23 protein-coding genes, 1 tRNA gene and 1 pseudogene are annotated in these 23,123 nt (G+C 62.2%); 16 read left to right on the top strand and 9 right to left on the bottom strand.

The features are described from left to right. Positions 1–187: 187 nt before the first annotated feature. The 4 genes from P0D70_RS21480 (at position 188) to P0D70_RS21465 (ending at position 3,462) form a co-directional block, all read left to right on the top strand. Positions 188–703, top strand: coding sequence for a PTS sugar transporter subunit IIA (locus tag P0D70_RS21480; protein ID WP_091796800.1), 516 nt, complete (start codon positions 188–190; stop codon positions 701–703). 127 nt (positions 704–830) lie between these two features. Next, entirely contained in the window at positions 831–1,799 is a 969-nt protein-coding gene (gene hprK / locus P0D70_RS21475) for an HPr(Ser) kinase/phosphatase (protein ID WP_007179412.1), read from the top strand. Positions 1,800–1,893: 94 nt separating this feature from the next. Continuing rightward, positions 1,894–2,787 (top strand): RNase adapter RapZ, encoded by an 894-nt coding sequence (rapZ, locus tag P0D70_RS21470; protein ID WP_091800827.1) that lies wholly within the window; start codon positions 1,894–1,896, stop codon positions 2,785–2,787. 39 nt (positions 2,788–2,826) lie between these two features. Then, positions 2,827–3,462: an LON peptidase substrate-binding domain-containing protein gene (locus P0D70_RS21465; RefSeq protein ID WP_091796801.1), complete on the top strand. Its 636-nt coding sequence runs from the start codon at positions 2,827–2,829 to the stop codon at positions 3,460–3,462. A 29-nt stretch (positions 3,463–3,491) separates the two neighbouring features. On the opposite strand, the gene mutY is transcribed toward P0D70_RS21465, so the two are convergent. Further along, positions 3,492–4,619, bottom strand: coding sequence for an A/G-specific adenine glycosylase (gene mutY, locus P0D70_RS21460; RefSeq protein ID WP_408185967.1), 1,128 nt, complete (start codon positions 4,617–4,619; stop codon positions 3,492–3,494). 7 nt (positions 4,620–4,626) lie between these two features. Continuing rightward, on the bottom strand, positions 4,627–5,457 hold the full coding sequence (gene mutM / locus P0D70_RS21455) for a bifunctional DNA-formamidopyrimidine glycosylase/DNA-(apurinic or apyrimidinic site) lyase (protein WP_408185966.1): 831 nt from the start codon (positions 5,455–5,457) through the stop codon (positions 4,627–4,629). A gap of 87 nt (positions 5,458–5,544) precedes the next feature. Between mutM and P0D70_RS21450 the strand changes: the two genes are divergently transcribed. The 8 genes from P0D70_RS21450 to hisC all read left to right on the top strand — a co-directional run bounded on the left by P0D70_RS21450 (position 5,545) and on the right by hisC (position 12,835). Beyond that, positions 5,545–7,374: a tetratricopeptide repeat protein gene (locus P0D70_RS21450; RefSeq protein ID WP_091796804.1), complete on the top strand. Its 1,830-nt coding sequence runs from the start codon at positions 5,545–5,547 to the stop codon at positions 7,372–7,374. Next, complete coding sequence (gene lolB, locus P0D70_RS21445; protein ID WP_408185965.1) at positions 7,374–8,006, top strand: lipoprotein insertase outer membrane protein LolB; 633 nt, start codon at positions 7,374–7,376, stop codon at positions 8,004–8,006. Before P0D70_RS21450 ends, lolB begins: the two co-directional genes overlap by 1 nt. 78 nt (positions 8,007–8,084) lie before the next feature. Beyond that, entirely contained in the window at positions 8,085–8,966 is an 882-nt protein-coding gene (gene ispE, locus P0D70_RS21440) for a 4-(cytidine 5'-diphospho)-2-C-methyl-D-erythritol kinase (protein ID WP_408185964.1), read from the top strand. A 52-nt stretch (positions 8,967–9,018) separates the two neighbouring features. Continuing rightward, positions 9,019–9,095 (top strand) — tRNA-Gln (locus P0D70_RS21435). Between the two features lie 46 nt (positions 9,096–9,141). After that, entirely contained in the window at positions 9,142–10,098 is a 957-nt protein-coding gene (locus tag P0D70_RS21430) for a ribose-phosphate pyrophosphokinase (RefSeq protein WP_006048037.1), read from the top strand. Between the two features lie 164 nt (positions 10,099–10,262). After that, complete coding sequence (locus P0D70_RS21425; protein ID WP_091796807.1) at positions 10,263–10,886, top strand: 50S ribosomal protein L25/general stress protein Ctc; 624 nt, start codon at positions 10,263–10,265, stop codon at positions 10,884–10,886. A gap of 149 nt (positions 10,887–11,035) precedes the next feature. Further along, positions 11,036–11,638: an aminoacyl-tRNA hydrolase gene (gene pth, locus P0D70_RS21420; RefSeq protein WP_091796808.1), complete on the top strand. Its 603-nt coding sequence runs from the start codon at positions 11,036–11,038 to the stop codon at positions 11,636–11,638. Positions 11,639–11,755: 117 nt separating this feature from the next. Further along, a complete protein-coding gene (hisC, locus tag P0D70_RS21415; protein ID WP_408185963.1) occupies positions 11,756–12,835 on the top strand; it encodes a histidinol-phosphate transaminase in 1,080 nt (359 codons plus the stop codon). Between the two features lie 80 nt (positions 12,836–12,915). On the opposite strand, the gene P0D70_RS21410 is transcribed toward hisC, so the two are convergent. From P0D70_RS21410 to rsmD, 3 genes are all read right to left on the bottom strand, one after another. Beyond that, positions 12,916–13,173: a YfhL family 4Fe-4S dicluster ferredoxin gene (locus P0D70_RS21410; protein WP_091796810.1), complete on the bottom strand. Its 258-nt coding sequence runs from the start codon at positions 13,171–13,173 to the stop codon at positions 12,916–12,918. A 63-nt stretch (positions 13,174–13,236) separates the two neighbouring features. Beyond that, on the bottom strand, positions 13,237–13,752 hold the full coding sequence (gene coaD / locus P0D70_RS21405; protein WP_091796829.1) for a pantetheine-phosphate adenylyltransferase: 516 nt from the start codon (positions 13,750–13,752) through the stop codon (positions 13,237–13,239). 111 nt (positions 13,753–13,863) lie between these two features. After that, the gene (rsmD, locus tag P0D70_RS21400; RefSeq protein ID WP_408185962.1) at positions 13,864–14,478 is read right to left on the bottom strand and encodes a 16S rRNA (guanine(966)-N(2))-methyltransferase RsmD; all 615 of its coding nucleotides are present in this window, start codon (positions 14,476–14,478) and stop codon (positions 13,864–13,866) included. A gap of 240 nt (positions 14,479–14,718) precedes the next feature. Between rsmD and ftsY the strand changes: the two genes are divergently transcribed. Further along, positions 14,719–15,885 (top strand): signal recognition particle-docking protein FtsY, encoded by a 1,167-nt coding sequence (gene ftsY, locus P0D70_RS21395; RefSeq protein ID WP_408185961.1) that lies wholly within the window; start codon positions 14,719–14,721, stop codon positions 15,883–15,885. A gap of 131 nt (positions 15,886–16,016) precedes the next feature. Here ftsY and maiA read toward each other — a convergent pair whose 3' ends face one another. Together maiA and P0D70_RS21385 are read right to left on the bottom strand one after the other, a co-directional pair. Further along, complete coding sequence (maiA, locus tag P0D70_RS21390; protein WP_091796832.1) at positions 16,017–16,661, bottom strand: maleylacetoacetate isomerase; 645 nt, start codon at positions 16,659–16,661, stop codon at positions 16,017–16,019. 25 nt (positions 16,662–16,686) lie between these two features. Next, positions 16,687–17,385 (bottom strand): fumarylacetoacetate hydrolase family protein, encoded by a 699-nt coding sequence (locus P0D70_RS21385; protein WP_091796833.1) that lies wholly within the window; start codon positions 17,383–17,385, stop codon positions 16,687–16,689. 228 nt (positions 17,386–17,613) lie between these two features. On the opposite strand from P0D70_RS21385, the gene ybiB reads away from it, so the two are divergent. Both ybiB and P0D70_RS21375 read left to right on the top strand, forming a co-directional pair. Then, the gene (gene ybiB / locus P0D70_RS21380; protein ID WP_091800833.1) at positions 17,614–18,585 is read left to right on the top strand and encodes a DNA-binding protein YbiB; all 972 of its coding nucleotides are present in this window, start codon (positions 17,614–17,616) and stop codon (positions 18,583–18,585) included. 491 nt (positions 18,586–19,076) lie between these two features. Further along, positions 19,077–20,093 (top strand): annotated as a pseudogene (locus P0D70_RS21375) (2-isopropylmalate synthase); the annotation flags it as partial. Between the two features lie 273 nt (positions 20,094–20,366). Here P0D70_RS21375 and P0D70_RS21370 read toward each other — a convergent pair. Then, positions 20,367–20,750 (bottom strand): nuclear transport factor 2 family protein, encoded by a 384-nt coding sequence (locus P0D70_RS21370; RefSeq protein ID WP_091796835.1) that lies wholly within the window; start codon positions 20,748–20,750, stop codon positions 20,367–20,369. A 43-nt stretch (positions 20,751–20,793) separates the two neighbouring features. Continuing rightward, on the bottom strand, positions 20,794–21,357 hold the full coding sequence (locus P0D70_RS21365) for an acyloxyacyl hydrolase (protein ID WP_408185960.1): 564 nt from the start codon (positions 21,355–21,357) through the stop codon (positions 20,794–20,796). A 363-nt stretch (positions 21,358–21,720) separates the two neighbouring features. Between P0D70_RS21365 and rpoH the strand changes: the two genes are divergently transcribed. Further along, a complete protein-coding gene (gene rpoH, locus P0D70_RS21360; protein WP_091796837.1) occupies positions 21,721–22,656 on the top strand; it encodes an RNA polymerase sigma factor RpoH in 936 nt (311 codons plus the stop codon). The last annotated feature ends 467 nt before the right edge of the window (positions 22,657–23,123 follow it).

Raw genomic sequence — 23,123 nt, 5'->3', positions numbered from 1 at the left:
CGCGTGGCATATCGACGCTAGAACATAACTCACTGCGCATTGATGGCGCGTCGCACCATCCGTGGCTACCCTGTTCTATAATGTTCCGGTTACCATCGGGGTCAAAGTTAGCTCAGGCGGAAAAAACGGTCGGCCGGAGTCCTGCGCTTTTTGCACCTCCACGCTCGTCGCCGCGAGCATCAAACGAATGGAACGCCACTCAAACGCCCCAGCGAGGAGAACCCAGGCCACGTTTTCGCCTGTCAACATGAATCGTTTAGCCAAATTTCTTCCCCTCGAGAACGTCGTCGTCGGTCTATCGGTCACCAGCAAGAAGCGTGTGTTCGAGCAAGCGGGCCTGATCTTCGAGAACCAGAACGGCATCGCCCGTAGCACGGTCACTGACAATCTGTTCGCGCGTGAGCGCCTCGGATCGACTGGCCTCGGTGAAGGCGTGGCGATTCCGCATGGCCGGATCAAAGGCTTGAAGCAGCCGCTCGCCGCGTTCGTCCGCCTTGCCGAACCCATCCCCTTCGAATCGCCCGACGGTCAGCCGGTCTCGCTGCTCATCTTCCTGCTCGTGCCGGAACAGGCCACTCAGCAACACCTCGAGATCCTTTCGGAAATCGCCCAGTTGCTATCCGATCGCGAAGCCCGCGAGCGCCTGCACACGGAAGAAGACCGCGAAACATTGCATCGCCTGCTCACTCAGTGGCAACCTTGATGTATCGGCGGTTATCCGCACGCCGGTTATCCGCCCGCACGCGGATAGAGCCCGGCAAGGCAAGCGGCCCGCGCTAGCGTGGCCTTCGCTTTGCCCGGCAAGCGGCCCACACTGGAGTCACTGACTCATGGATACGTCCAGCATCAACGCCCAGAGCATTTTCGACGATAACGCCGCCACGCTGAAGCTCAGCTGGTTGACGGGGCATGAAGGCTGGGAGCGCGGCTTTTCTTCGGAATCGGTCGCCAATGCCACGTCGAGCGCCGACCTTGTCGGCCACTTGAACCTGATCCACCCGAACCGGATCCAGGTGCTCGGCGACGCCGAAATCGACTACTACAAGCGCCAAACCGATGAAGACCGCTCGCGCCACATGGCCGAGCTGATCGCGTTGGAGCCACCGTTTCTGGTGGTGGCGGGCGGCGTCGCGGCGCCGCCGGAACTGGTGCTGCGTTGCACGCGCTCGTCCACGCCGCTATTCACCACGCCCATGTCCGCCGCCGCAGTGATCGACAGCCTGCGCCTCTACATGTCGCGCATTCTGGCGCCGCGCGCCACACTGCATGGCGTGTTTCTCGACATCCTCGGCATGGGCGTGCTGCTCACCGGCGACTCGGGCCTCGGCAAGAGCGAACTCGGGCTGGAACTGATCAGCCGCGGCCACGGACTCGTTGCCGACGACGCGGTGGACTTCGTGCGTCTCGGTCCGGACTTCGTTGAAGGGCGTTGCCCGCCGCTGCTGCAAAACCTGCTCGAAGTGCGCGGCTTGGGCCTGCTCGACATCAAGACCATTTTCGGCGAAACCGCGGTTCGCCGAAAAATGAAGCTCAAGTTGATCGTGCAATTGGTCCGCCGTCCTGATGGCGAATTCCAACGCCTGCCGCTGGAGAGCCAGACCGTGGACGTGCTCGGCCTGCCGATCAGCAAAGTCACGATTCAGGTGGCAGCCGGCCGAAACCTGGCGGTGCTGGTCGAAGCAGCCGTGCGCAATACGATCCTGCAACTGCGCGGCATCGACACGCTGCGCGACTTCATGGATCGCCAGCGCCTGGCGATGCAAGACCCCGACAGCCAGTTTCCCGGCAAACTGATCTGAGTCCACGAGACCATGCCTTACCGCAGCCAGCGGCAGGTCGGGTACGCGCATGGGGACCAGATGCTATGATGAAATGTACGGTTTCGACGACTCCATGCGCATAATCCTGATCACCGGTATATCCGGCTCCGGCAAGTCAGTTGCCCTGAACGCGCTTGAAGACGCAGGCTATTACTGCGTCGACAACCTGCCGCCGCGTTTCCTGCCGCAACTGGCTTCCTATCTCGCCGAGGACGGGCAAGATCGCCTTGCCGTCGCAATCGACGCGCGCTCTAGCGCCTCGCTCGACGAAATGCCCGCCATGATCCGCGACCTGTCGCGTGCCCACGACGTGCGGGTGCTGTTCCTGAACGCAAGCACACAATCGCTCATTCAACGCTTCTCCGAAACGCGCCGCCGCCATCCGCTGTCCGGTTCGACCGCGCGCGACGCGGACGTCGGCCTGCTCACCTCACTCGCCGAAGCGATCGAGCGCGAACGCGAACTCGTGGCGGGCCTGGCCGAGTTCGGCCATCAGATCGACACCAGCAATCTGCGCGCAAACGTGTTGCGCGCGTGGGTCAAACGCTTTATTGAGCAGAAAGATTCGGGCCTCGTGCTGATGTTCGAGTCGTTCGGCTTCAAGCGCGGTGTGCCGCTCGACGCGGATTTCGTCTTCGACGTGCGCACCTTGCCGAACCCGTATTACGATCATGAATTGCGGCCGCTCACGGGCCTCGACAAACCCGTGATCGACTTTCTCGATGCGCTGCCGGTCGTGCATGAAATGATCGACGACATCGAGAAATTCCTCGCCAAATGGCTTCCGCATTTCCGCGACGATAACCGCAGTTATCTGACCGTCGCGATCGGTTGCACGGGTGGCCAGCATCGCTCTGTTTTCATTGCCGAGACGCTCGCCGCGCGTCTCGCAGCTTCGGCGAATGTCATTGTGCGGCACCGCGATGCGCCGGTCGAAGCCGGCGAATCATCGAAGTTAGTGGCTTAACCGGCCGCATCGCGCGGCCTCAACTCGAAGCGTTGCGCCATGTCTTCTACTTCTACTGTGCTTGCCGATGTGCCGCTGTTTCCGCTGCATACGGTGCTGTTTCCCGACGGACTATTGCCGCTGAAGATTTTCGAAGCGCGCTACCTCGACATGGCGCGCGACTGTCTGCGGGAAAAAACGCCATTCGGCGTGTGTCTGCTGAAGAGCGGCGCGGAAGTCGCGCGCGAGGAAGAGCCTTCGGTGCCCGAAGCAATCGGCTGTCTCGCCGAAATCGAGGAATGCGACGTCGAAGCCTTCGGCATGCTGCTGATTCGCGCGCGCGGCACACGGCGTTTTCGCCTGCTGTCGCATCGCGTGGAGACAAGCGGCCTGCTGGTCGGCATGGCGGAACCGCTCGGCGAGGACACGCCGCTCGAAGGCAATGAGCAGCTGGCCAAATTCGGCGCATGCGCTGAGGTGCTCGAACGGATCATCGCGACCATCCGCGAACGGGATCCGGAAAGCCTGCCGTTTGCGCAGCCATTCAGGCTCGACGATCCGTCATGGGTGTCGAACCGTCTGGCCGAAGTGCTGCCGATCGCGCTGCGTGCTCGCCAGAAACTGATGGAATTGCAGGATGCCGGCGCGCGCATCGACGTGGTTCATCACTACATGCAGCAACATCAATTGCTTTGAAAGCGGCCACCGTGCTCCTGCCGGATTGATCAGATCAGCGAGCCCTGCAAGCTGTCCAGCAGTTTGCGCACCGGCGCGGGCACGCCGAACGAATCGAGATCGCTGAGCGCGACCCACGCGGTGTCCGCGTCGCCCAATGCGGCCAAGGCGCCCACGCCGCGATCCAGTTCCGCGAGCCGCGGTTCGATATCCAGTTTGAAATGCGTGAACACATGCGTGAGCGGCGCCAGCGGCGAAACCGCACCGTCTCCGCCAAAGGCACGCGCTCGCTCGACGAGCGAGGTTTCGTCGGCGGCTTCGGGCAGGCTCCACAAGCCGCCCCAGATACCCGAAGGCGGCCGCTTCTCCAGCATCACGGCATTGCCGTCGCGCAGCACCAGCATCCATGTGCGGCGCGTCGGCACCGCCTTCTTCGGACGCGCCGTCGGCAACAGGCGCTGACGCCCCGTCACGTTCGCCACACAGTCGGCGGCGAACGGGCAACGCAGGCAGTCGGGCTTGCCACGCACACACAAGGTCGCGCCGAGATCCATCAAGCCTTGCGTGTATGCACTGACTTCGGCGTCCGATGCATTCGACGGCAGCAGCGACTCCGCCAGCGTCCACATCGCGTTCTCGACTTTCTTCTCGCCCGGGAAACCTTCGACGCCGAACACGCGCGCGAGCACGCGCTTGACGTTGCCGTCGAGAATCGTCGCGCGCGCGCCGAATGCGAACGACGCGATCGCCGCCGCCGTCGAACGGCCAATGCCCGGCAACTCCGCCAGCTCCTCGACCGATGCCGGGAACGCGCCGCCATGCTGCTCGACCACGACCTGCGCGCAGCGATGCAGATTGCGGGCACGCGTGTAATAGCCAAGGCCGGCCCACAACGCCATGACGTCGTCGGACGGCGCCGCGGCGAGCGCGGCGACAGTTGGGAAACGCGCGAGGAACTTCGCGTAATACGGAATCACCGTCGACACCTGCGTCTGCTGCAGCATGATTTCCGACAGCCAGATGCGATACGGATCTCGCGTGTTCTGCCACGGCAGATCATGCCGGCCATGCTGACGCTGCCACGCGATCAGGCGCGTGGAAAAATCGGACATGGCCGGAAAAGCGGGCGCCGCAGGCGCATCGGATGGCGTTGAACGCGAAGTTAAGCGAGAAGGCATGGAAGAGTTAGCGCTGGCAGGTGGGGCAGAAATACGTTGAACGCTGCCCCTGTACGATCTGTTTGATCGGCGTTCCACACACGCGGCACGGCAGCCCCGCGCGATCATAGACGAAATAGTCGAGCTGAAAGTAACCGCTTTCGCCATTGCTGCCGACGAAATCGCGCAACGTGCTGCCGCCCTTCTCGATCGCGGCGGCGAGCGTCACGCGCACGGCGTCCGCGAGCAGATCGTATCGTACGAGCGAGACGCGCCCCGCCGCCGTGGTCGGCCTGACGCCGGCGCGAAACAGGCTCTCCGACGCATAGATATTGCCCACGCCCACGACGATTTCCCCGGCCAGCAGCGCCTGTTTCACCGACACTTTGCGCCCGCGCGTGAGCCGGTGCATCAGCGCGCCGGAGAACGCGGGCGAAAACGGCTCGACGCCGAGGCCCGCGAGGAGCGGATGTTCGAGCACGTCGCCGGCTTCGCGCGGATGCCACAGCACCGCGCCGAAGCGCCGCGGGTCGCGATAGCGCAAAATGAACTCGTCGAAGATCCAGTCGATGTGATCGTGTTTCGCCGCGGCCGGCGGATGCGGTACATGGCGCAGCACCCGCAGTGTCCCAGTCATGCCAAGATGCACAATGAACCAGCCCGCGTCGATCTCGAACAACAGATACTTGCCGCGCCGCTCGACCTTGCGCACCACGTGGCCGCGCAACGTTTTCGCAAGATCGGTCGGAATCGGCCAGCGCAGCGCGGGCGTACGCACATCGACGCGTTCAACCTTGCGCCCGGACACATACGGTTCGATTCCCCGTCGGGTAACCTCAACTTCTGGCAACTCTGGCATGTCTAACTGGTCTGCAACTTGCGTGAGTGGTTGTGCGCGTATTGTAGCGAGCGCGTTACAATCGTCCGAAACATTGAACGGATTTCCATGAACTTGTCCTTCGTGAAGCTGTTTTTGAAGCGCCCGGCTAGCGCACTCCGCGTACCGCACGCCGTGTCCGCTCGCCGGATGCTCGGCGCGGCGGCGCTCGCCGTCTGGGCGCTGGCTGCCGTGCCCGCGCACGCGCAGGACTCGGATGACACCTCGGTCACCCTGCCGGACCCGCTTGGCCCGGCATCGGCGGAAGACCAGAAGTCCCTGCCTGGTGTGCCATTAACGAGCCAGATCGTATTCCAGGTGCTCGCCGCCGAAGTCGCGCTGCAACGCGACCAGCCGGCGCCCGCCTATCAGACCTACCTCGCCCTCGCGCGCGACACGCACGATCCGCGCATGGCGCAACGCGCCACCGAAATCGCGCTGGCCGCGCAAAGCCCGTCGGATGCTTTGGCCGCCGCGCAATTGTGGCAGCAGTATGCGCCGAACTCGGAACGCGCAGCGCAACTGGACGCGTCGCTGCTCGTGCTGTCCGGCAAGCCTGACGACGCGGAGCAGATCCTCGCACGCGAACTCGCCAGGGTGCCCGCCGCCAATCGCGGCAGCGCAATTCTGGCGCTGCAACTGCTGCTCTCGCGCGGCCCGAACCGGATCGGCGGCCTGCACGTGCTGCAGGATCTGCTCAAGAACGACATGAACCGGCCGGAAGCGCAACTGGCCATCGCCCGCCAGCAGCTCGTTTCGGACGACGCGCCGGGCGCGCGCAAGTCGCTCGAACAGGCGCTTACGCTCAAGCCCGACTATTTGCCGGCCGCGCTGATGCTGTCGCAAATGGGCCCGGAAGAGCGCAAGGAAGGCATCGCCTCGCTCGAAAAGTACGTGCAGCAAAATCCGAAATCGCATGACGCGCGTCTCGCGCTCGCCCAGATGTATCTGGCAAGCGACCGTCTGGACGACGCGCAGAAGCAGTTCGAGATCATGCACAAGAACAACGCGAACGACCTCACGCCGCTTATGGCGCTCGCGCTGATCAAGATCCAGCAAAAGAATTTCAACGAGGCGCAAACGTACCTCACGCAGTACGCACAGCAGGCCGAGAAAACGCCGGGCGCCGATCCGGGCCAGGCGTACATCTATCTTGCGCAACTGTCGCTCGAACAGAAGAACGATGCGGCAGCGGGCGACTGGCTGAACAAGATTTCGCCGTCGAGCCAGCAATTCGTGCCGGCGCAGATCACGCGCGCGCAATTGCTCGCCAAGCAGGGCAAGACCGACGACGCGCGCAAGTTGCTAGCCAACCTGCAAGCGCCCGATCCGCGCGACCAGGCGCTGATCTTACGCACGGACGCGGCGATCCTGTTCGACGCAAAGCGCTATCCGGAGGCTGAAACACGCCTGCAGCAAGCCACGGCGCAGTTTCCCGACGACCCTGATCTGACCTACGACTACGCGATGTCCGCCGAAAAGACCGGCCATTACGACATCATGGAAGCGCAGTTGCGCAAGCTGATCCAGACGCAGCCGGACAATCCGCAAGCGTATAACGCGCTCGGGTACTCGCTGGCAGATCGCAATCAGCGCCTTGCCGAAGCGGACAAGCTGGTCGAGAAGGCATCCTCGCTGGCGCCGAACGACGCGTTCATCATGGACAGCGTCGGCTGGGTCAAATACCGGATGGGCGATACGTCGGACGCGATCAAGCTGCTGCGCAAAGCGTACGACATGCAGCCGAACGCCGAAATCGGCGCGCACCTCGGCGAAGTGTTGTGGAAAACCGGCAATCAGGATCAGGCACGCGCCGCTTTCCGCGACGCGCGCAAGCTCGAACCGGACAACGACACGCTGGTCAAAACGCTCCAACGTCTTCAGGTAAACGATCTTTGATGCGTCTTTCCCGTCTGATTTCCCTTCCCCGGGCGCCGCGTGGCGCGGCGCTCGGACTCGCAGCGGCAGCGGTTGTCGCATTGTCCGGCTGTGCCTCGGTGAAACCGCAGGGGCCGTCCATGTCGAATGCAGCGACCTCTGTGACCGCGCAGACAAGCCGTGCTTACCAGGGCCGCTTCGCGGTCCAGTACGACGATCAGAACGGCCAGCAGCGCAATGCCTATGGCAATTTCAGCTGGCAGGAAACCGGTGACACAGTGACCCTGGAGTTGCGCAATCCGCTCGGCCAGACGCTGGCAGTGGTGACGTCGTCGCCGGCTTCGGCCACGCTGGAGTTGCCCAATCGCCAGCCGCTCACAGCGGATAACGTCTCCACGCTGATGCAGAATGCGCTCGGCTTCGTGTTGCCGGTCGAAGGGCTGCGCTATTGGCTGCAACCGTCGCCCGCGCCCACTTCGCGCGCCAGGACCGAGAAGGACCCTGATCAACCTTCGCGGCTCAAAGAGATTACTCAGGACGGCTGGACGATCGACTACCTGGCGTACGCCGAAGCACCGGCCACCGGTGTGAAGCGCGTCAACCTGAGCCGCTCGCAGCCGCCTCTCGACATCAAACTCGTTCTGGATCAGTAACCCGCGCCGCTTCACGCACCGTTGTGCGCGCGACCTTGCCGCTTCTTCTGCGTCATCCGGCGCATGTAGCCTCAACTCATGATTGAAACGACCGATTCGCTGCGCGATTGCCTCGCGCCAGCGAAACTCAACCTCTTCCTGCACATCACCGGCCGCCGGCCGGATGGCTATCACACGCTGCAAACGGTCTTCCAGTTGCTCGACTGGGGCGACACCCTGCACTTCAAGCGACGCGACGACGGACTCATCACGCGCAGCACCGAGATCGCCGACGTGCCACCGGAGCACGACCTGACCGTGCGCGCCGCGACGCTGCTCAAGACGCATACGGGTTCGCCTGAAGGCGTGGATATCGAAATCGAGAAACGCCTGCCGATGGGCGCCGGCCTCGGCGGCGGCAGCTCCGACGCGGCGACGACGTTGCTCGCGCTGAACCGTCTGTGGAAGCTCAACCTACCGCGTCTCGAATTGCAGGCGCTGGCGTTGAAACTCGGCGCCGATGTGCCATTTTTTGTTTTTGGAAAAAATGCGTTCGCACAGGGTGTCGGAGAAGCATTAGACGTTGTACAATTGCCGCCGCGCCATTTCCTAGTAGTGACGCCGAGGGTTCATGTTCCGACTGCAGCGATTTTTTCTGAAAAAGCGTTGACAAGAGATTCAAAACCCCTCACAATTACGGACTTTCCTGCAGAACTTAGCTGCAACACTGAATGGCCAGAAAGCTTTGGCCGGAATGACATGCAGCAGGTTGTCGTAGGGAAGTACGCGGAAGTAGCGCAAGTGCTGCGATGGTTTGAAAACGTCGCGCCAGCGCGGATGTCTGGATCAGGTGCAAGTGTCTTTGCAGCGTTCCGTAGTAAAGCTGAAGCAGAAGCGGTGCAAACCAAACTGCCAGGCGAATGGAACAGCGCAGTGGCGGCAAGTCTCGATCAGCATCCACTCTTTATTTTCGCGTCATAAGTTTTGCATCGTCGAACGAAACTCCACATTCGGCGGAGCTCAGAGTTAGTGTAGGGGAGTCGCCAAGCTGGTTAAGGCACCGGATTTTGATTCCGGCATGCAAAGGTTCGAATCCTTTCTCCCCTGCCAAAATTTCTCGCATTTCCCCTCGCCCCCAGCCTGAAGTAGGTGCATGATGAGCAGCCATGACGGCCTGATGGTTTTTACTGGCAACGCAAATCCCGCGCTTGCACAGGAAGTCGTCAAAATTCTCGGTATTCCCCTCGGCAAAGCAATGGTCAGCCGTTTCTCGGACGGTGAAATCCAGGTCGAGATTCAGGAAAACGTGCGTGGCAAGGATGTCTTCGTCCTGCAGTCCACGTGCGCACCGGCGAACGACAATCTGATGGAACTGATGATCATGGTCGATGCGCTCAAGCGCGCATCCGCAGGCCGGATCACCGCAGCCATCCCCTACTTCGGTTATGCCCGTCAAGATCGCCGCCCGCGTTCCGCGCGCGTTGCCATCTCGGCGAAGATCGTGGCGAACATGCTGGAAATCGCCGGCGTCGAGCGGATCATTACGATGGATCTGCACGCTGACCAGATTCAAGGCTTCTTCGACATTCCGGTCGACAACATCTACGCTACGCCCGTGCTGCTCGGCGATCTGCGCAAGCAGAACTACGAGAACCTGCTGGTCGTTTCGCCGGACGTCGGCGGCGTGGTGCGTGCCCGGGCATTGGCCAAGCAACTGAATTGCGATCTCGCGATCATCGACAAACGCCGCCCGAAGGCGAACGTTGCCGAAGTGATGAATATCATCGGTGAAGTCGAAGGCCGCACCTGCGTGATCATGGACGACATGGTCGATACCGCCGGTACGCTCTGCAAGGCAGCTCAGGTTTTGAAGGAGCGCGGCGCAAAACAGGTGTTCGCTTACGCGACTCACCCGGTTCTGTCAGGCGGCGCAGGCGAGCGTATCGCTGCTTCCGCACTCGACGAACTCGTTGTCACGGATACGATCCCGCTCGGCGAAGAAGCCCGTTCGTGCGCCAAGATCCGTTCGTTGACCAGCGCCGGCCTGCTGGCCGAAACGTTCTCGCGGATTCGCCGCGGCGATTCGGTCATGTCGCTGTTCGCTGAAAGTTAAGTATTTGCGAAGGCGCAGCGCGTCGCTCATGGCGGCACACTGCGCTTTCGCGCAATCGGCATGAACGAACGAAGGTTCGTGCCGCAGCTCTGGGGCCTCAGCCGTAATGGCTTGCAGGCCCCGTTTTTACTGCCTGGTCGCGGGCAGTGCATTGGAGATTCAACATGAAAGTAGTCGCTTTCGAGCGTTCTTTGCAAGGTACGGGTGCGAGCCGCCGCCTGCGTATCTCGGGCAAGACCCCGGGCATCGTATATGGCGCTGGTGCTGAAACGCAATTGGTCGAACTGGACCACAACGCGCTGTGGCACGCGCTGAAGAAAGAAGTTTTCCACTCGTCGATCCTCGATCTGGAAGTGGCAGGCAAGTCGCAACAGGTTCTGCTGCGCGACGTGCAATACCACCCGTTCCGTCAGCTCGTGCTGCACGTGGACTTCCAACGTGTCGACGCCAAGAAGAAGCTGCACACCAAGGTGCCGCTGCACTTCATGAACCAGGAATCGAACCCGGCAGTGAAGCTGTCGAGCGCGGTGATCTCGCACGTCATCAACGAAATCGAAATCGAGTGCCTGCCTTCGGCACTGCCGGAATTCCTCGAAGTTGATCTGGCGACGATCGAAGCAGGTCACTCGGTTCACGCCAAGGACATCAAGCTGCCGGCAGGTGTGTCGCTGGTTGCTCACGTCGAAGCAGAAAACCCGGTGGTCGCAGCTGCAACGATCCCGGCTGGCGCAATCGCTGAAGGCGATGCCGCTGCTGCTGAAGGTGAAGGCGAAACGCCGGCTGCTTAAGGGCCACGAGGCACTGAGCAAGTAATCCTCTCGATCCGTTTCAATGAAACGGTCGATGTGACCCGCCGAGGTTCGCCCCGGCGGGTTTTTTTTCGGTTTTTTTCGGCTCGGCTGCGTTCGCCTTCCGAGCCAGATGGACCTACGCAATCATGATCAAGCTGATCGTCGGCCTCGGCAATCCGGGCGCCGAATACACTGCGACGCGCCACAACGCCGGCTTCTGGCTGGTCGATCAACTGGCGCGCGAAGCAGGCACGACGCTGCGCGACGAGCGGCGTTTTCACGGTTTCTACGCCAAGGCACGGCTTCACGGCGAGGAAGTGCATCTGCTGGAACCGCAGACGTATATGAACCGCTCGGGACAATCGGTCGTGGCGGTTGCTCAGTTCTTCAAGATTCTCCCGGACGAGATTCTGGTCGCGCACGACGAACTCGACATGCCGCCCGGCAGCGTCAAGCTGAAGCTCGGCGGCGGCAGCGGCGGCCACAACGGGCTCAAGGACATCACCGCGCATCTGTCGTCGCAGCAATACTGGCGGCTGCGGATTGGCATTGGCCATCCGCGGGATCTTATCCCGGAAAGCGCGCGCGCCGGCGCCAAGCCGGATGTCGCCAACTACGTGTTGAAGCCGCCGCGGCGGGAAGAGCAGGATGTGATCGATGCATCGATCGAGCGTGCGCTAGCCGTGATGCCGCAAATCATCAAGGGCGAGCTTGAACGCGCGATGATGCAGCTGCATCGCAACCCATAGACTCCGCTGCTGGAACCTGGATCGCCGTATCGTCGTCGACCGCAACTATCCTGCGCAGGACCGGAGCCGGTGCTTTGCGCCAACGCCGGTCGGCCGCTTTGTATGAGGGAGAATCGCTTGAGCCGCTATTGGAGTGACATCGTTCATCATCTGACGCCGTACGTGCCCGGCGAGCAGCCCGTGGTTGCGCATCCGGTGAAGCTGAATACCAACGAAAATCCCTATCCGCCGTCGCCCCGCGTACTCGAGGCCATCCGGCAGGAACTCGGCGACTCGGCAGAATCGTTGCGCCGTTATCCCGATCCAACTGCGCGAAAACTCCGCGAAACGGTCGCCGCCTACCACGGCATCCACGCCGAACAGGTCTTTGCAGGCAACGGTTCGGACGAAGTGCTCGCCCTCACCTTCCAGGCACTGCTCAAGCACGACAAACCTTTGCTGTTTCCGGACATCACTTATAGCTTCTATCCGACCTACGCGCGGCTTTTCGAAGTCGACTACCAGACCATCCCGCTCGACGATAGCTTCGCAATCAACGTCGACGATTACGCCTCGCCGAATGGCGGCATTCTGTTCCCGAACCCGAACGCGCCGACCGGCCGGCCGCTGCCGCTCGCTGATATCGAGCGGCTCGTCGCGGGCAATCCGGATTCCGTGGTGGTGATCGACGAGGCCTATGTGGATTTCGGCGCCCAATCGGCCGTCGGCCTGATCGATCGCTATCCGAATCTGCTGGTCGTTCAGACCGTGTCGAAGTCGCGCTCGCTGGCCGGCATGCGCGTTGGCTTTGCGTTCGGCAGCCCGGAATTGATCGACGCGCTGAATCGCGTGAAGGATAGTTTCAACTCCTATCCGTTAGACCGCCTCGCACAGGCCGCCGCCACTGCCGCCTACGAAGACGACGCCTGGTTTCGCGACACGTGCGCCAAGGTCATCGCGAGCCGTGAACGGCTGGCCGCAGGGTTGGCGGCGCTCGGCTTCGAGGTGGTGCCATCGGCGGCGAATCTTCTGTTCGCGCGCCACAAAGGCTACGACGCTGTGACGCTCGCGTCACAGTTGAGGGAAAAGGAGATTTTCGTGCGCCATTTCAAAGCGCCGCGAATCGACCAACATTTGCGAATCTCGGTCGGCACCGACGCCGAATGTGACATTCTGCTGGGCGCGTTGCGCGACATCTTCGGCACATACGTCGGATAGCGCGGCGTACAGCTTAAAAAGCGCGGTATAAAAAAACGGCGAGCCCAAAAGGTCTCGCCGCTTTTTTTAAACTCCGTACCTCACTCGCTTTTTGCAGCCTGTAGCGCGTGGTATTTCGCCATCAGCGCATCGGGCGTTTCCAGATGCTCCGGATCGCGAGGAATACACTCGACCGGGCACACCTGAATACACTGAGGCTCGTCGAAATGCCCGACGCACTCGGTACACTTCTTCGGGTCGATCACATAGATTTCCGGGCCCATCGAAATCGCGTCGTTCGGGCACTCCGGCTCGCATACGTCGCAATTGATGCACTCGTCGGTAATCATCAAGGCCATACTTCTCTCACTTCACGCCGGCGGCAGCCAGCTTTGATCCGTCAAACCGACAGTTTACGCCGGTTACGGTTGCCCCGCCGAAGCGCCGTTGGCCGGGTCCAGCGCGGCGACCTTTTCCTTCAGCCATTGCTCGACCGACGGGAACACGAATTTGCTGACATCGCCGCCCAGTTGGGCGATTTCGCGCACAATCGTGCCCGAAATGAACTGGTATTGATCGGACGGCGTCATGAACATGGTTTCGACGTCGGGCAGCAAATAGCGATTCATGCCGGCCATCTGGAACTCATATTCGAAGTCCGACACGGCCCGCAGGCCACGCACGATCACCCGCGCGTTATTGCTGCGCACGAAATCCTTCAGCAGCCCCTTGAAACTCATTACCTGAACGTTCGGGTAGTGCCCGAGCACTTCGTGAGCAATGTCGAGGCGCTCTTCGAGCGTGAAAAACGGCTTTTTGTTACGGCTGTCGGCGACACCGACCACCAGCGTGTCGAAAATGCTCGACGCGCGCCGAACGAGGTCTTCGTGACCGCGCGTCAGCGGATCGAACGTGCCCGGGTACACGGCGACTACCATGAGACTTCTCCTCTCTTCAGACAAAGGGCACGTCAAAGCGTCCACGCGACGCATTTGGCACCGACCGCGCACGTGACGGCAAACCGCCCGGCGCTTGTTTTGGAACGCGCATTATTCCTTATTTTCGCGCTGCAGCAAATGAAAGTGGACAGCGCCCGCTTTCCCTTGCCGCACGATTTCCCACCCGGCGAGCGTCTCGTTTTCCTCGACTTCGAGCGCCTCGCCGGCTTCCACGTAAAGAAATCCGTCTGCGCTGACGAGCGGCACGGCGAGTGCGAGCGCTTTGCCGAGCAGATCTTCGCCGAACGGCGGGTCGAGAAACACCACGTCGAATGATCCGGGCGCGAGACTCGCGGCAAGACGCAAACCGTCGGCTTCAGCAATTTCGATCGTGCGCGCCGACAGGCGTTCCTGATTGGCGCGCAACTGGCTGGCGGCCCGCGCATTGCGCTCCACCATCAACACCCGGGCGGCGCCGCGCGACGCGGCCTCGAAGCCCAGCGCGCCGCTGCCGGCGAACAGATCGAGGCAGCGCTGGCCGTCCAGATTCTGGCCCAGCCAGTTGAACAGCGTCTCGCGCACGCGGTCGGGCGTGGGGCGCAGGCCGTCGAGATCGAGCACGGGCAAAGGCGTGCGCTTCCAGTCACCGCCGATGATACGGATGGCGTGCGGCTTGCCGCTTTTGGACGAAGCGCCATGGGCGCGTGAAGGTGCGGAACGGGGCATGCAGTTTCGATTACGTTTGAAAGCGCCCGCAACGTCGATACGTGAGGGCCGGAGCGCCAACGTTACCACAGCGACGCTGCGCGTCCAGCCTGGCCGTTCGGCCGATACGACGGGCAGCGGCGCGCCTGATAAAATGTGCGGCTTCCAGCGCCTTGCATCCCGCATCGCAACGCTGCCTGCCGCTCCCGCCGGTGTCATGCCGGCTGCGCGCATCGGCGCGCGCTCTCACCACGCCAGATCATGTTCAGCTTTTTCAAACGATTCAAGGGTTCGAAAGAGTCCGATAACGCGCCAGAAGAGTCGCAATCCGCGCCAGAAGCCCCGGCGCCCGAAGCCGCCGTGCAGGCGCCTGCGCCGGTCGCGCCGGCCACCCCGCGTCCGGCGGCGGCTCCGGCTCGCGTCGAGGCGCCTGCTGCGGCCGCTCCGGCTGCAATCGAGCCCGAGCCGGAAGAATCCGGGCCCGAAACCGTCGAAATCGTTCCGCCTCCGCTGCAGGACGCAGGCGCGAAGCGCTCATGGCTGACACGCCTGAAGACTGGCCTGTCGAAAACGAGTTCGAGCCTGACCGGCATCTTTGTCGGCACGAAGATCGACGAAGATCTGTACGAAGAGCTCGAAACCGCGTTGCTGATGTCGGACGCGGGCGTCGACGCCACCGAATTCCTGCTCGAAGCGCTGCGCGAAAAAGTGCGGGCCGAGCGCCTCACCGAACCGCAGCAGGTCAAGGCGGCGCTGCGCACACTGCTCGTCGACCTGCTCAAGCCGCTTGAAAAATCGCTTATGCTCGGCCGCGCGCAGCCGCTCGTCATGATGATCGCGGGCGTCAACGGCGCGGGCAAAACCACCAGCATCGGCAAGCTCGCCAAACATCTGCAAAGCTTCGATCAGTCGGTGCTGCTGGCGGCGGGCGACACGTTCCGCGCCGCCGCGCGCGAGCAACTGGCCATCTGGGGCCAGCGCAACAACGTGACCGTGGTGTCGCAGGAGAGCGGCGACCCGGCCGCCGTGATCTTCGACGCGGTCGGCGCCGCGCGTGCGCGCAAGATCGACGTGATGATGGCGGACACGGCCGGTCGGCTGCCGACCCAGTTGCATCTCATGGAAGAATTGCGCAAGGTGAAACGCGTGATCGGCAAGGCACAAGACGGCGCGCCGCACGAGGTACTGCTGGTGATCGACGCCAACACCGGCCAGAACGCACTCGCGCAAGTGAAAGCTTTCGACGATGCGCTCGGCCTCACCGGCCTGATCGTCACCAAGCTCGACGGCACGGCGAAAGGCGGCATTCTGGCCGCGATCGCCCGGCAGCGTCCGATTCCGGTGTACTTCATCGGCGTGGGCGAAAAGGTCGAGGACTTGCAGCCGTTCAGCGCGGAAGAGTTTTCCGACGCGTTGCTGGGTGGCTAACGCTAAAGCGCTTAGAGCGACTGCGACTGCGACTGCAGCGACGGCCGAAACAGCAAAGAAGGGCACTCCGCGGAGTGCCCTTTTTTACCCCGCCGCCCGGATCAGACCGGAGCAAGCCGGATCGTGCAGGCTTACTCGGTGTCGGGCTGCACGCCTGGCGCCGCGCGGGCAAACGCATCAAGCTGCATTGCGTAGTCGTAGATGCGCTGGATCGTCGGAAACTTCGCGGTGTCGACCTTGAAGCGTTGCGCGTTGAACACCTGCGGAATAAGGCAGGTATCGGCGATCGTGGGCGTATCGCCAAAACACAGCTTGCCGGTACGCGAGTCGCCCGCGACGTGTGCTTCGAACGTCGCGAAACCTGCTTCCACCCAATGCCGGTACCACGCGTCCTTGGCATCGTCGTCGACACACAAGGTGTGCTTCAGATACTTCAGCACGCGCAGATTGTTCAGCGGATGAATCTCGCACGCCACCTGCAGTGCCAGCGCACGCACATACGCGCGATCGGCCGGCGCCACGGGCAGCAGAGGCGGCTCAGGGTGCGTCTCTTCCAGATACTCGATGATCGCGAGCGACTGCGGCATCACGTCGTTGCCGTCGACGAAGGTCGGCACGATGCCGTCCACATTCACTTTCCGGTATTCGGGCTTCAACTGCTCGCCGCCGTCGCGCACGAGGTGGACCGGCACGTAGTCATACGGCAGATTCTTCACGTTCAGCGCAATACGCACGCGATAGGACGCCGAACTACGGAAATAGCTGTAGAGCTTCATGTTGTCTGTCTCCCCCAACCGGCCGTCAGACGACGCGCACGCTGAGCTCGCCGAGCCCGTCCACGCCGCCCTTCATCAGATCGCCCGGCACCACCGCGCCGACGCCTTCCGGCGTGCCGGTGAAAATCAGATCACCGGGTTGCAATTCGAACAGCGTCGACAGATAAGCCACCGTCTCGGCCACCGACCAGATCAGTTGCGACACGTCCGAGCTTTGCTTTTCCTCGCCGTTGACCGACAACCAGATCGCGCCCTTGCCGACATGGCCGACCGTGGCCGCCGGATGGATCGGGCCGAGCGGCGCCGAGTGATCGAAGCCCTTCGCGGTGTCCCACGGCCGGCCGAGCTTTTTCGCTTCGGCCTGCAGATCGCGGCGCGTCATGTCCAGACCGAGCGCATAGCCGTAGACGTGGTCGAGCGCGGTTTCGGCCGGAATGTTCTTGCCGCCCTTGCCGATCGCCGCCACCATTTCCATTTCGAAATGGACGTTTTTCGACTGCGACGGATAAGGAAATTCCCCGGTGGCGCCAGGCGCGACGTACAGCACGGCGTCAGCCGGCTTGGTGAAGAAGAACGGCGGTTCGCGATCAGGATCGTGTCCCATCTCCCGCGCATGTGCCTCGTAATTGCGGCCCACGCAGTAGATGCGACGCACCGCGAATTGCTCGCTGGACCCCACCACTGGCACCGCGACCACCGGTGCGGGTGCAAACACGTAACTCATCCCGTTCTCCGTTCGTTGATGTATGCCGCCAGCGCGGCAATAAAACATCGAGTGTAACGCGCGGCAAAGCGCCGCGCGCAGCAGTTCGGCGTGAACCGGCAAGGCCCGAACCGCGGACGCGCTGCCTCGCCGGATCGCCATAGATGCGATACTCACACTGAATAGCGTCCCTTGAATACCATGGCCGACCGCTCCGAGGCGGCACGCCAATACGTCCCACTGCGCCCGATGACCGACTCCGCCGACACCGCCAATCCCTTCCCCTGCGCCCGCTTCATCAAGGAAATCGGCCGGGGCCCCAACGGCGCCCGCGCGCTGACTGCCGACGATACGCGCGCGCTCTACACCGCCATGCTCGACGGCCGCGTGGCCGATCTCGAACTCGGCGCGGTGTTGCTCGCGTATCGCGTGAAGGGCGAAACCGCCGACGAACTCGCCGCGATGCTGGCCGGCGCGCATGCGTCGTTCGAGCCGGTTCATCTGCCGCACGGCGCGTTTCGGCCCGTGTCGATACCCACCTACAACGGCGCGCGCAAGCAGCCGAATCTGGTGCCGCTGCTCGCCCTGCTGCTGGCTCGCGAAGGCGTGCCGGTGCTGGTGCATGGCGTAACCGAAGATCCGGGCCGCGTGACGAGCGCGGAAATCTTCACGCATCTGCAGATTCCGCACGCGCGCTCGCTCGCCGACATCGAAGACGGTCTCGCCGAGCGCCGCCTTGCGTTCGCGCCGATCGACATGCTCGCGCCGAAACTAGCGCGCCTGCTCGCGCTGCGCCGGCGCATGGGCGTGCGTAATTCGACGCACACGCTGGTGAAGATTCTGCAACCGTTCGCGCCCGCGGGATTGCGCCTCGTGAACTACACGCACCCGCCCTATCGCGACAGTCTCACTCAACTGTTCAACACACATCCGGACGCGGCAGCCGGCGGCGCCTTGCTCGCGCGCGGAACGGAAGGCGAAGCGGTGGCGGATACGCGCCGTCAGGTGCAGGTCGACTGGCTGCACGACGGCATCTGCGAAACACGCGTGCCGCATGAACGCTCGTCGCCCGATGCGCCGGAAGTCGACTTGCCCGAGGCCAAAGACGCGCCGACGACAGCCGCCTGGATCAGCGCCGTCCTGCGTGGCGAGGCGCCGGTGCCGAGCGCGATCGAACGGCAGGTCGAACTGATCGTGGACGTCGCAAGAATGCCGGTGTGACGGCCTCGCAGTAAGCGCGACGACTCGCTCGCCGTCGCCCGGCGAGAGCGCGGCGGGTTGACACGCTGTCGCGCGCCGTCATACATTAGACCCATGCGTTCCCTTCCGAACACCCTCCGAATTACCTCCGGCCGCCTAGCGCGGCCCCTATCGCTACGCCTAGCGTAAGTCAGGCGTAGCGTCCGCGCGTCGGCAACCGCGTTGCCTTCGTCCGGTCCTCCCAGCTGTTCCCGTTTCATCCCCAAAGCGTAGTTCTTCACCACCTGTAGTCGTTTGCATTCGTCCGTTTACCGCGCGGACGAAGCACGAGGATCAAATGCGCGTCGCATGGGCCATCTCCACGTCCGTTTTCGCCGTCTCCATGACGCTGTTCGTTCGCGCCCGTTCGTTACTGCCGCTAACCACCGGTTGGCGGACCGTGCACCCGTGGCAGTCCGCCAACCGCTCGACGCCACACCCTTTTGCAGACGACACCACGAACGAGGCTCACCATGTTGCGCAATCCCGCTGAAAAATACCGCCCCTTCCCTGCTGTACGACTGACCGGCCGCAAATGGCCGAGCCGCACGATCAACCAGGCGCCGGTCTGGATGAGCACCGATTTGCGCGACGGCAACCAGGCGCTCATCGAGCCGATGAACGCCGCACAAAAACTCGAATTCTTCGAGATGCTGGTCGCAATCGGCTTCAAGGAGATCGAGGTGGGCTATCCGTCGGCATCGCAAACGGATTTCGATTTCGTCCGCAAGCTGATCGAGGAAAACCGCATTCCCGACGACGTGACGATCGAGGTGTTCATGCCATCGCGAGCGGAACTGATCGCGCGCACATTCGAAGCGCTGGAAGGCGTGCCGCGCGCGATCGTGCATTTGTACAACGCAATCTGCCCGGCGTTTCGCCGTATCGTTTTCAACCAGTCGAAGGCCGAAATCAAGGCGCTGGCCGTGGAAGGCACGCAAATCATCAAGGCCCATGCGCAGGCGCGGCCCGGCACGCACTGGACCTTCCAGTACTCGCCCGAAACGTTCAATACCGCCGAGCTGCCGTTTTCGCGCGAGGTATGCGACGCGGTGGCGCAGACATGGCGGCCCACGCGCGATCACAAAATGATCGTCAACCTTCCCGCGAGCGTGGAGGCGGCGACGCCGAACGTGTTCGCCGACCAGATCGAATGGATGGATCGCAATCTCGCCTATCGCGACAGCATCGTGCTGTCCGTGCATCCGCATAACGATCGCGGCACCGCCGTGGCCGCCGCAGAACTGGCGCTGCTGGCAGGTGCGGACCGCGTCGAGGGCTGTCTGTTCGGCAACGGCGAGCGCACCGGCAATGTCGATCTCGTCGCGCTCGCGATGAATCTGGCTACGCAAGGCATCGACACGCGGCTCGATTTCTCGGACATGGCGGCGATCCGGCGCGTGGTGGAGCGGTGCAACCAGTTGCCGGTGGATCCGCGGCACCCGTATGCAGGTGATACGGTGATTCAGGCGAAGCATGGGGCGCGACAAGGCGTCGCGGCGGAACAGGCCGTCATGGTCGAGGCCGAAACGATGGGTAGTCGCGAGTGGAGCGGCGTGGATCAGGAGAGCGTCGCGGCCTGACAATCAGGCTCCGGGAGAGGCCTTGGGTAAGGCCTCGAATCAGGCCTCGATCAGCCCCACGCCCAGACCAAAGCGCCACATACGCGGGACACACGCGAGCCACAAGCGCGCTACCCGCTTGCTCGTGGCAACCGGACGCTCTCAAGGCGGAACCGGCTCCATAGAGTGAGCTCAAAAAGCTCACTCGATTGCGCAACGCGTCGCCTGCCAGGCGATCAGGCGCCATTGCCCGTCTTCCTGCGTATGGATCGCCGTGTAGGCGATCGGAAACAGCAGTGCGCCGTTATTCGCTTCCATTTCGATCAAAGCCCGGCCGGTGACCACGCAGGTTTCCCGCCCGACCGGCAGCAGGTCTTGCGACTGCACCTCGATCTGCCGATAGCGGCGGCGCCCCGCGACAATCCCGTCGATGAACTGCCGCTTCGTTTCCCGCTTGCCGTTCGTGTGAACGTAGCTCACGTTATCCGCGAGCAGCGAGTCGAGCGACTGGCCGTCGCCGTCGACCATTGCACGAAAACGCTCTCGCTCGACCGCGCGAATCGCTTCGAATATCTTTGCCACCATCGCTCAGCCCCTCGCACCGATGAGCCGAACGTGGCCACGGTCGTCAGAAGTTATATTGCAGATATAGCTGGTGGAAATTTATACCAGGATTCGGCTCTTTGATACCGCCGTTGGAAATATGCTGGAAGCGATAGCCCGCCTGATACTGCTGGCGGTTGCCGAACTGCATGCCCACACCGGCCATGTCGGCGAACTGGAACGCCGTGCCCAGCGTGAAGGTCGAAGATAACCGAGGGCTCGAAAGCAAGCGGATGCCCGCGCCTACTTCGGCATACGGCCGGATCGGGCCCGATTCCTTGATGAAGCGGATGATCGGCGTCACGCCAACCTCGGCGATATTGTCGTGCACGTTGCCTTCGTTGGTGTGCCACCATGCCACATGCGCCTCGCCGATCAGCGAGAAATGCCAGTCGCCGATCTGCCACCAGGTCAGATCCGGATCCCAGACGATTCCCAGATCAAGTTTCTTGACGTGACCATCGCCGAGTCCACCGGCCACCTGTACGCCGAACTGGTCCGCTGAAGCCAATGCCGACATTCCCACCAGTACCGCCCCTGTCGCAATTTTTAGAGCCAGACCACGCAAAGCATTCTTTTTGTTGTTCATCTAACACCCGCTCTCCGCCGAACGTTGAACAATTCGTAACAGTTCTGCGTATTCTAAGGTCAATCTCGATTAAGTGGATCGTATGAAGGAATCCAATTTTTCGCAATTAGTCACTTCAAATTCAGCAAATATCGGTCACTTATCGTCTCAAATGCGCTTTGACAGGTAACTTCTACGCTCCAAACAGAGGTGCTGAAGAAGGCGTACCATGGCTATTGGATCGTGAATTTCAATAGCGATTTGCGGAACCTAGAAGGCCCTACGCCCTCTAAGTATTAGCACTCGGTAAATCAGAGTGCTAACATCCAACGCTGGAGTCGTTACCTGAACAAGCTTTTGTCTGATTCCAAAGGAGTTTCCTACGTGAGCCATGCAATGACCCTTCCGAGTACTCTGAGCCCGTCGTCGGCTAAGGCCGCTTCGGCAGGTGCGCTGGCGCTCTCGCATTCCTCGCTGCTGCCCGGTCAACTGGGCAATATCGACGCCTACATCCAGGCCGTAAATCGGATTCCGATGCTGACGCCGGCGGAAGAACGCCAGTTCGCCACCGAATTTCGCGAGCAGGACAACCTCGAGTCCGCGCGCCGTCTCGTCCTGTCGCACCTGCGGCTGGTCGTATCGATCGCGCGCAACTATCTGGGTTATGGACTGCCGCACGCCGACCTGATCCAGGAAGGCAATATCGGCCTGATGAAGGCCGTGAAGCGCTTCGATCCGGAGCAGAACGTGCGCCTCGTGTCGTACGCCATGCACTGGATCAAGGCCGAGATCCACGAATACATTCTGCGCAACTGGCGGATGGTGAAAGTCGCCACGACCAAGGCGCAGCGCAAGCTGTTTTTCAATCTGCGCAGCCACAAGCAAGGGCTGGGCGCGTTCACGCCGGACCAGATCGACGATCTGGCCAAAGAGTTGAACGTGAAGCGCGAAGAAGTTTCCGAAATGGAAACGCGTCTGTCCGGCGGCGACATCGCGCTGGAAGGCCAGGTTGAAGACGGCGAAGAGTCGTACGCACCGATCGCCTATCTGGCCGACTCGCATAGCGAACCGACCGCCGTGCTGGCTTCGCGTCAGCGCGACAAGCTGCAAAGCGACGGTATCGCAAGCGCGCTGGACGCACTGGACGCCCGCAGCCGCCGCATCATCGAGGCTCGCTGGCTGAAGGTGGAAGACGACGGCTCGGGTGGCTCGACGCTGCACGAACTCGCCGACGAGTTTGGCGTATCGGCCGAGCGGATTCGCCAGATCGAGGCGAGCGCAATGAAGAAGATGCGCGGTGCGCTCACCGAATATGCGTAAAGCCTGAAGCGTTTCAGCATGCCGGCTCGCCCGGCGCGCGGTAGCCAACCGCTAAAGCCCCGCCCTCGCAAGACGGCGGGGCTTTTTTTCGCCCGCGCCACCGCATGCCCCCAGGCGCCCGCATGCGTGCAACCCAATGCAAGGTCAACGCGTTTCTTGACGTAACACAAACCCGATAGCAATACTGGTCAAACGACGCAAGTCTCGCGACCCAATGCCGCAGCACGGAACCGTTGCGCGCGAGGTTCTGCTCCTAGAATCGGGATGCATTCGCCAGACCGTTGATGCGTTCAAGCGGCTTGGCGCCAGCCGGATTCACCGGTGTGAAGTTGCCTTCTACCGATCATGACCATAGCCCTCAATCGCAATACCGTCCGCCGCCCGAGCCTGCGCAAGAGGTTCCACGGCTGGGTGCGCGGTCCGACGTTGGCGCGGGACATCGCCATCGTCCTCGCCATCAAATTCGT

The organism is Paraburkholderia sp. RL17-381-BIF-C, from assembly GCF_046026435.1.
Classification (GTDB): Bacteria; Pseudomonadota; Gammaproteobacteria; order Burkholderiales; family Burkholderiaceae; genus Paraburkholderia.
This window is presented reverse-complemented; position numbering and strand designations above follow the sequence as displayed.

Bases quoted from the DNA above. Each gene is read 5' to 3' on its own strand.
- P0D70_RS21480 (WP_091796800.1), top strand. From the start codon at position 188: ATGGAACGCCACTCAAACGCCCCAGCGAGGAGAACCCAGGCCACGTTT.
- hprK (WP_007179412.1), top strand. From the start codon at position 831: ATGGATACGTCCAGCATCAACGCCCAGAGCATTTTCGACGATAACGCC.
- rapZ (WP_091800827.1), top strand. From the start codon at position 1,894: ATGCGCATAATCCTGATCACCGGTATATCCGGCTCCGGCAAGTCAGTT.
- P0D70_RS21465 (WP_091796801.1), top strand. From the start codon at position 2,827: ATGTCTTCTACTTCTACTGTGCTTGCCGATGTGCCGCTGTTTCCGCTG.
- mutY (WP_408185967.1), bottom strand. From the start codon at position 4,619: ATGCCTTCTCGCTTAACTTCGCGTTCAACGCCATCCGATGCGCCTGCG.
- mutM (WP_408185966.1), bottom strand. From the start codon at position 5,457: ATGCCAGAGTTGCCAGAAGTTGAGGTTACCCGACGGGGAATCGAACCG.
- P0D70_RS21450 (WP_091796804.1), top strand. From the start codon at position 5,545: ATGAACTTGTCCTTCGTGAAGCTGTTTTTGAAGCGCCCGGCTAGCGCA.
- lolB (WP_408185965.1), top strand. From the start codon at position 7,374: ATGCGTCTTTCCCGTCTGATTTCCCTTCCCCGGGCGCCGCGTGGCGCG.
- ispE (WP_408185964.1), top strand. From the start codon at position 8,085: ATGATTGAAACGACCGATTCGCTGCGCGATTGCCTCGCGCCAGCGAAA.
- P0D70_RS21430 (WP_006048037.1), top strand. From the start codon at position 9,142: ATGAGCAGCCATGACGGCCTGATGGTTTTTACTGGCAACGCAAATCCC.
- P0D70_RS21425 (WP_091796807.1), top strand. From the start codon at position 10,263: ATGAAAGTAGTCGCTTTCGAGCGTTCTTTGCAAGGTACGGGTGCGAGC.
- pth (WP_091796808.1), top strand. From the start codon at position 11,036: ATGATCAAGCTGATCGTCGGCCTCGGCAATCCGGGCGCCGAATACACT.
- P0D70_RS21410 (WP_091796810.1), bottom strand. From the start codon at position 13,173: ATGGCCTTGATGATTACCGACGAGTGCATCAATTGCGACGTATGCGAG.
- coaD (WP_091796829.1), bottom strand. From the start codon at position 13,752: ATGGTAGTCGCCGTGTACCCGGGCACGTTCGATCCGCTGACGCGCGGT.
- rsmD (WP_408185962.1), bottom strand. From the start codon at position 14,478: ATGCCCCGTTCCGCACCTTCACGCGCCCATGGCGCTTCGTCCAAAAGC.
- ftsY (WP_408185961.1), top strand. From the start codon at position 14,719: ATGTTCAGCTTTTTCAAACGATTCAAGGGTTCGAAAGAGTCCGATAAC.
- maiA (WP_091796832.1), bottom strand. From the start codon at position 16,661: ATGAAGCTCTACAGCTATTTCCGTAGTTCGGCGTCCTATCGCGTGCGT.
- P0D70_RS21385 (WP_091796833.1), bottom strand. From the start codon at position 17,385: ATGAGTTACGTGTTTGCACCCGCACCGGTGGTCGCGGTGCCAGTGGTG.
- ybiB (WP_091800833.1), top strand. From the start codon at position 17,614: ATGACCGACTCCGCCGACACCGCCAATCCCTTCCCCTGCGCCCGCTTC.
- P0D70_RS21370 (WP_091796835.1), bottom strand. From the start codon at position 20,750: ATGGTGGCAAAGATATTCGAAGCGATTCGCGCGGTCGAGCGAGAGCGT.
- P0D70_RS21365 (WP_408185960.1), bottom strand. From the start codon at position 21,357: ATGAACAACAAAAAGAATGCTTTGCGTGGTCTGGCTCTAAAAATTGCG.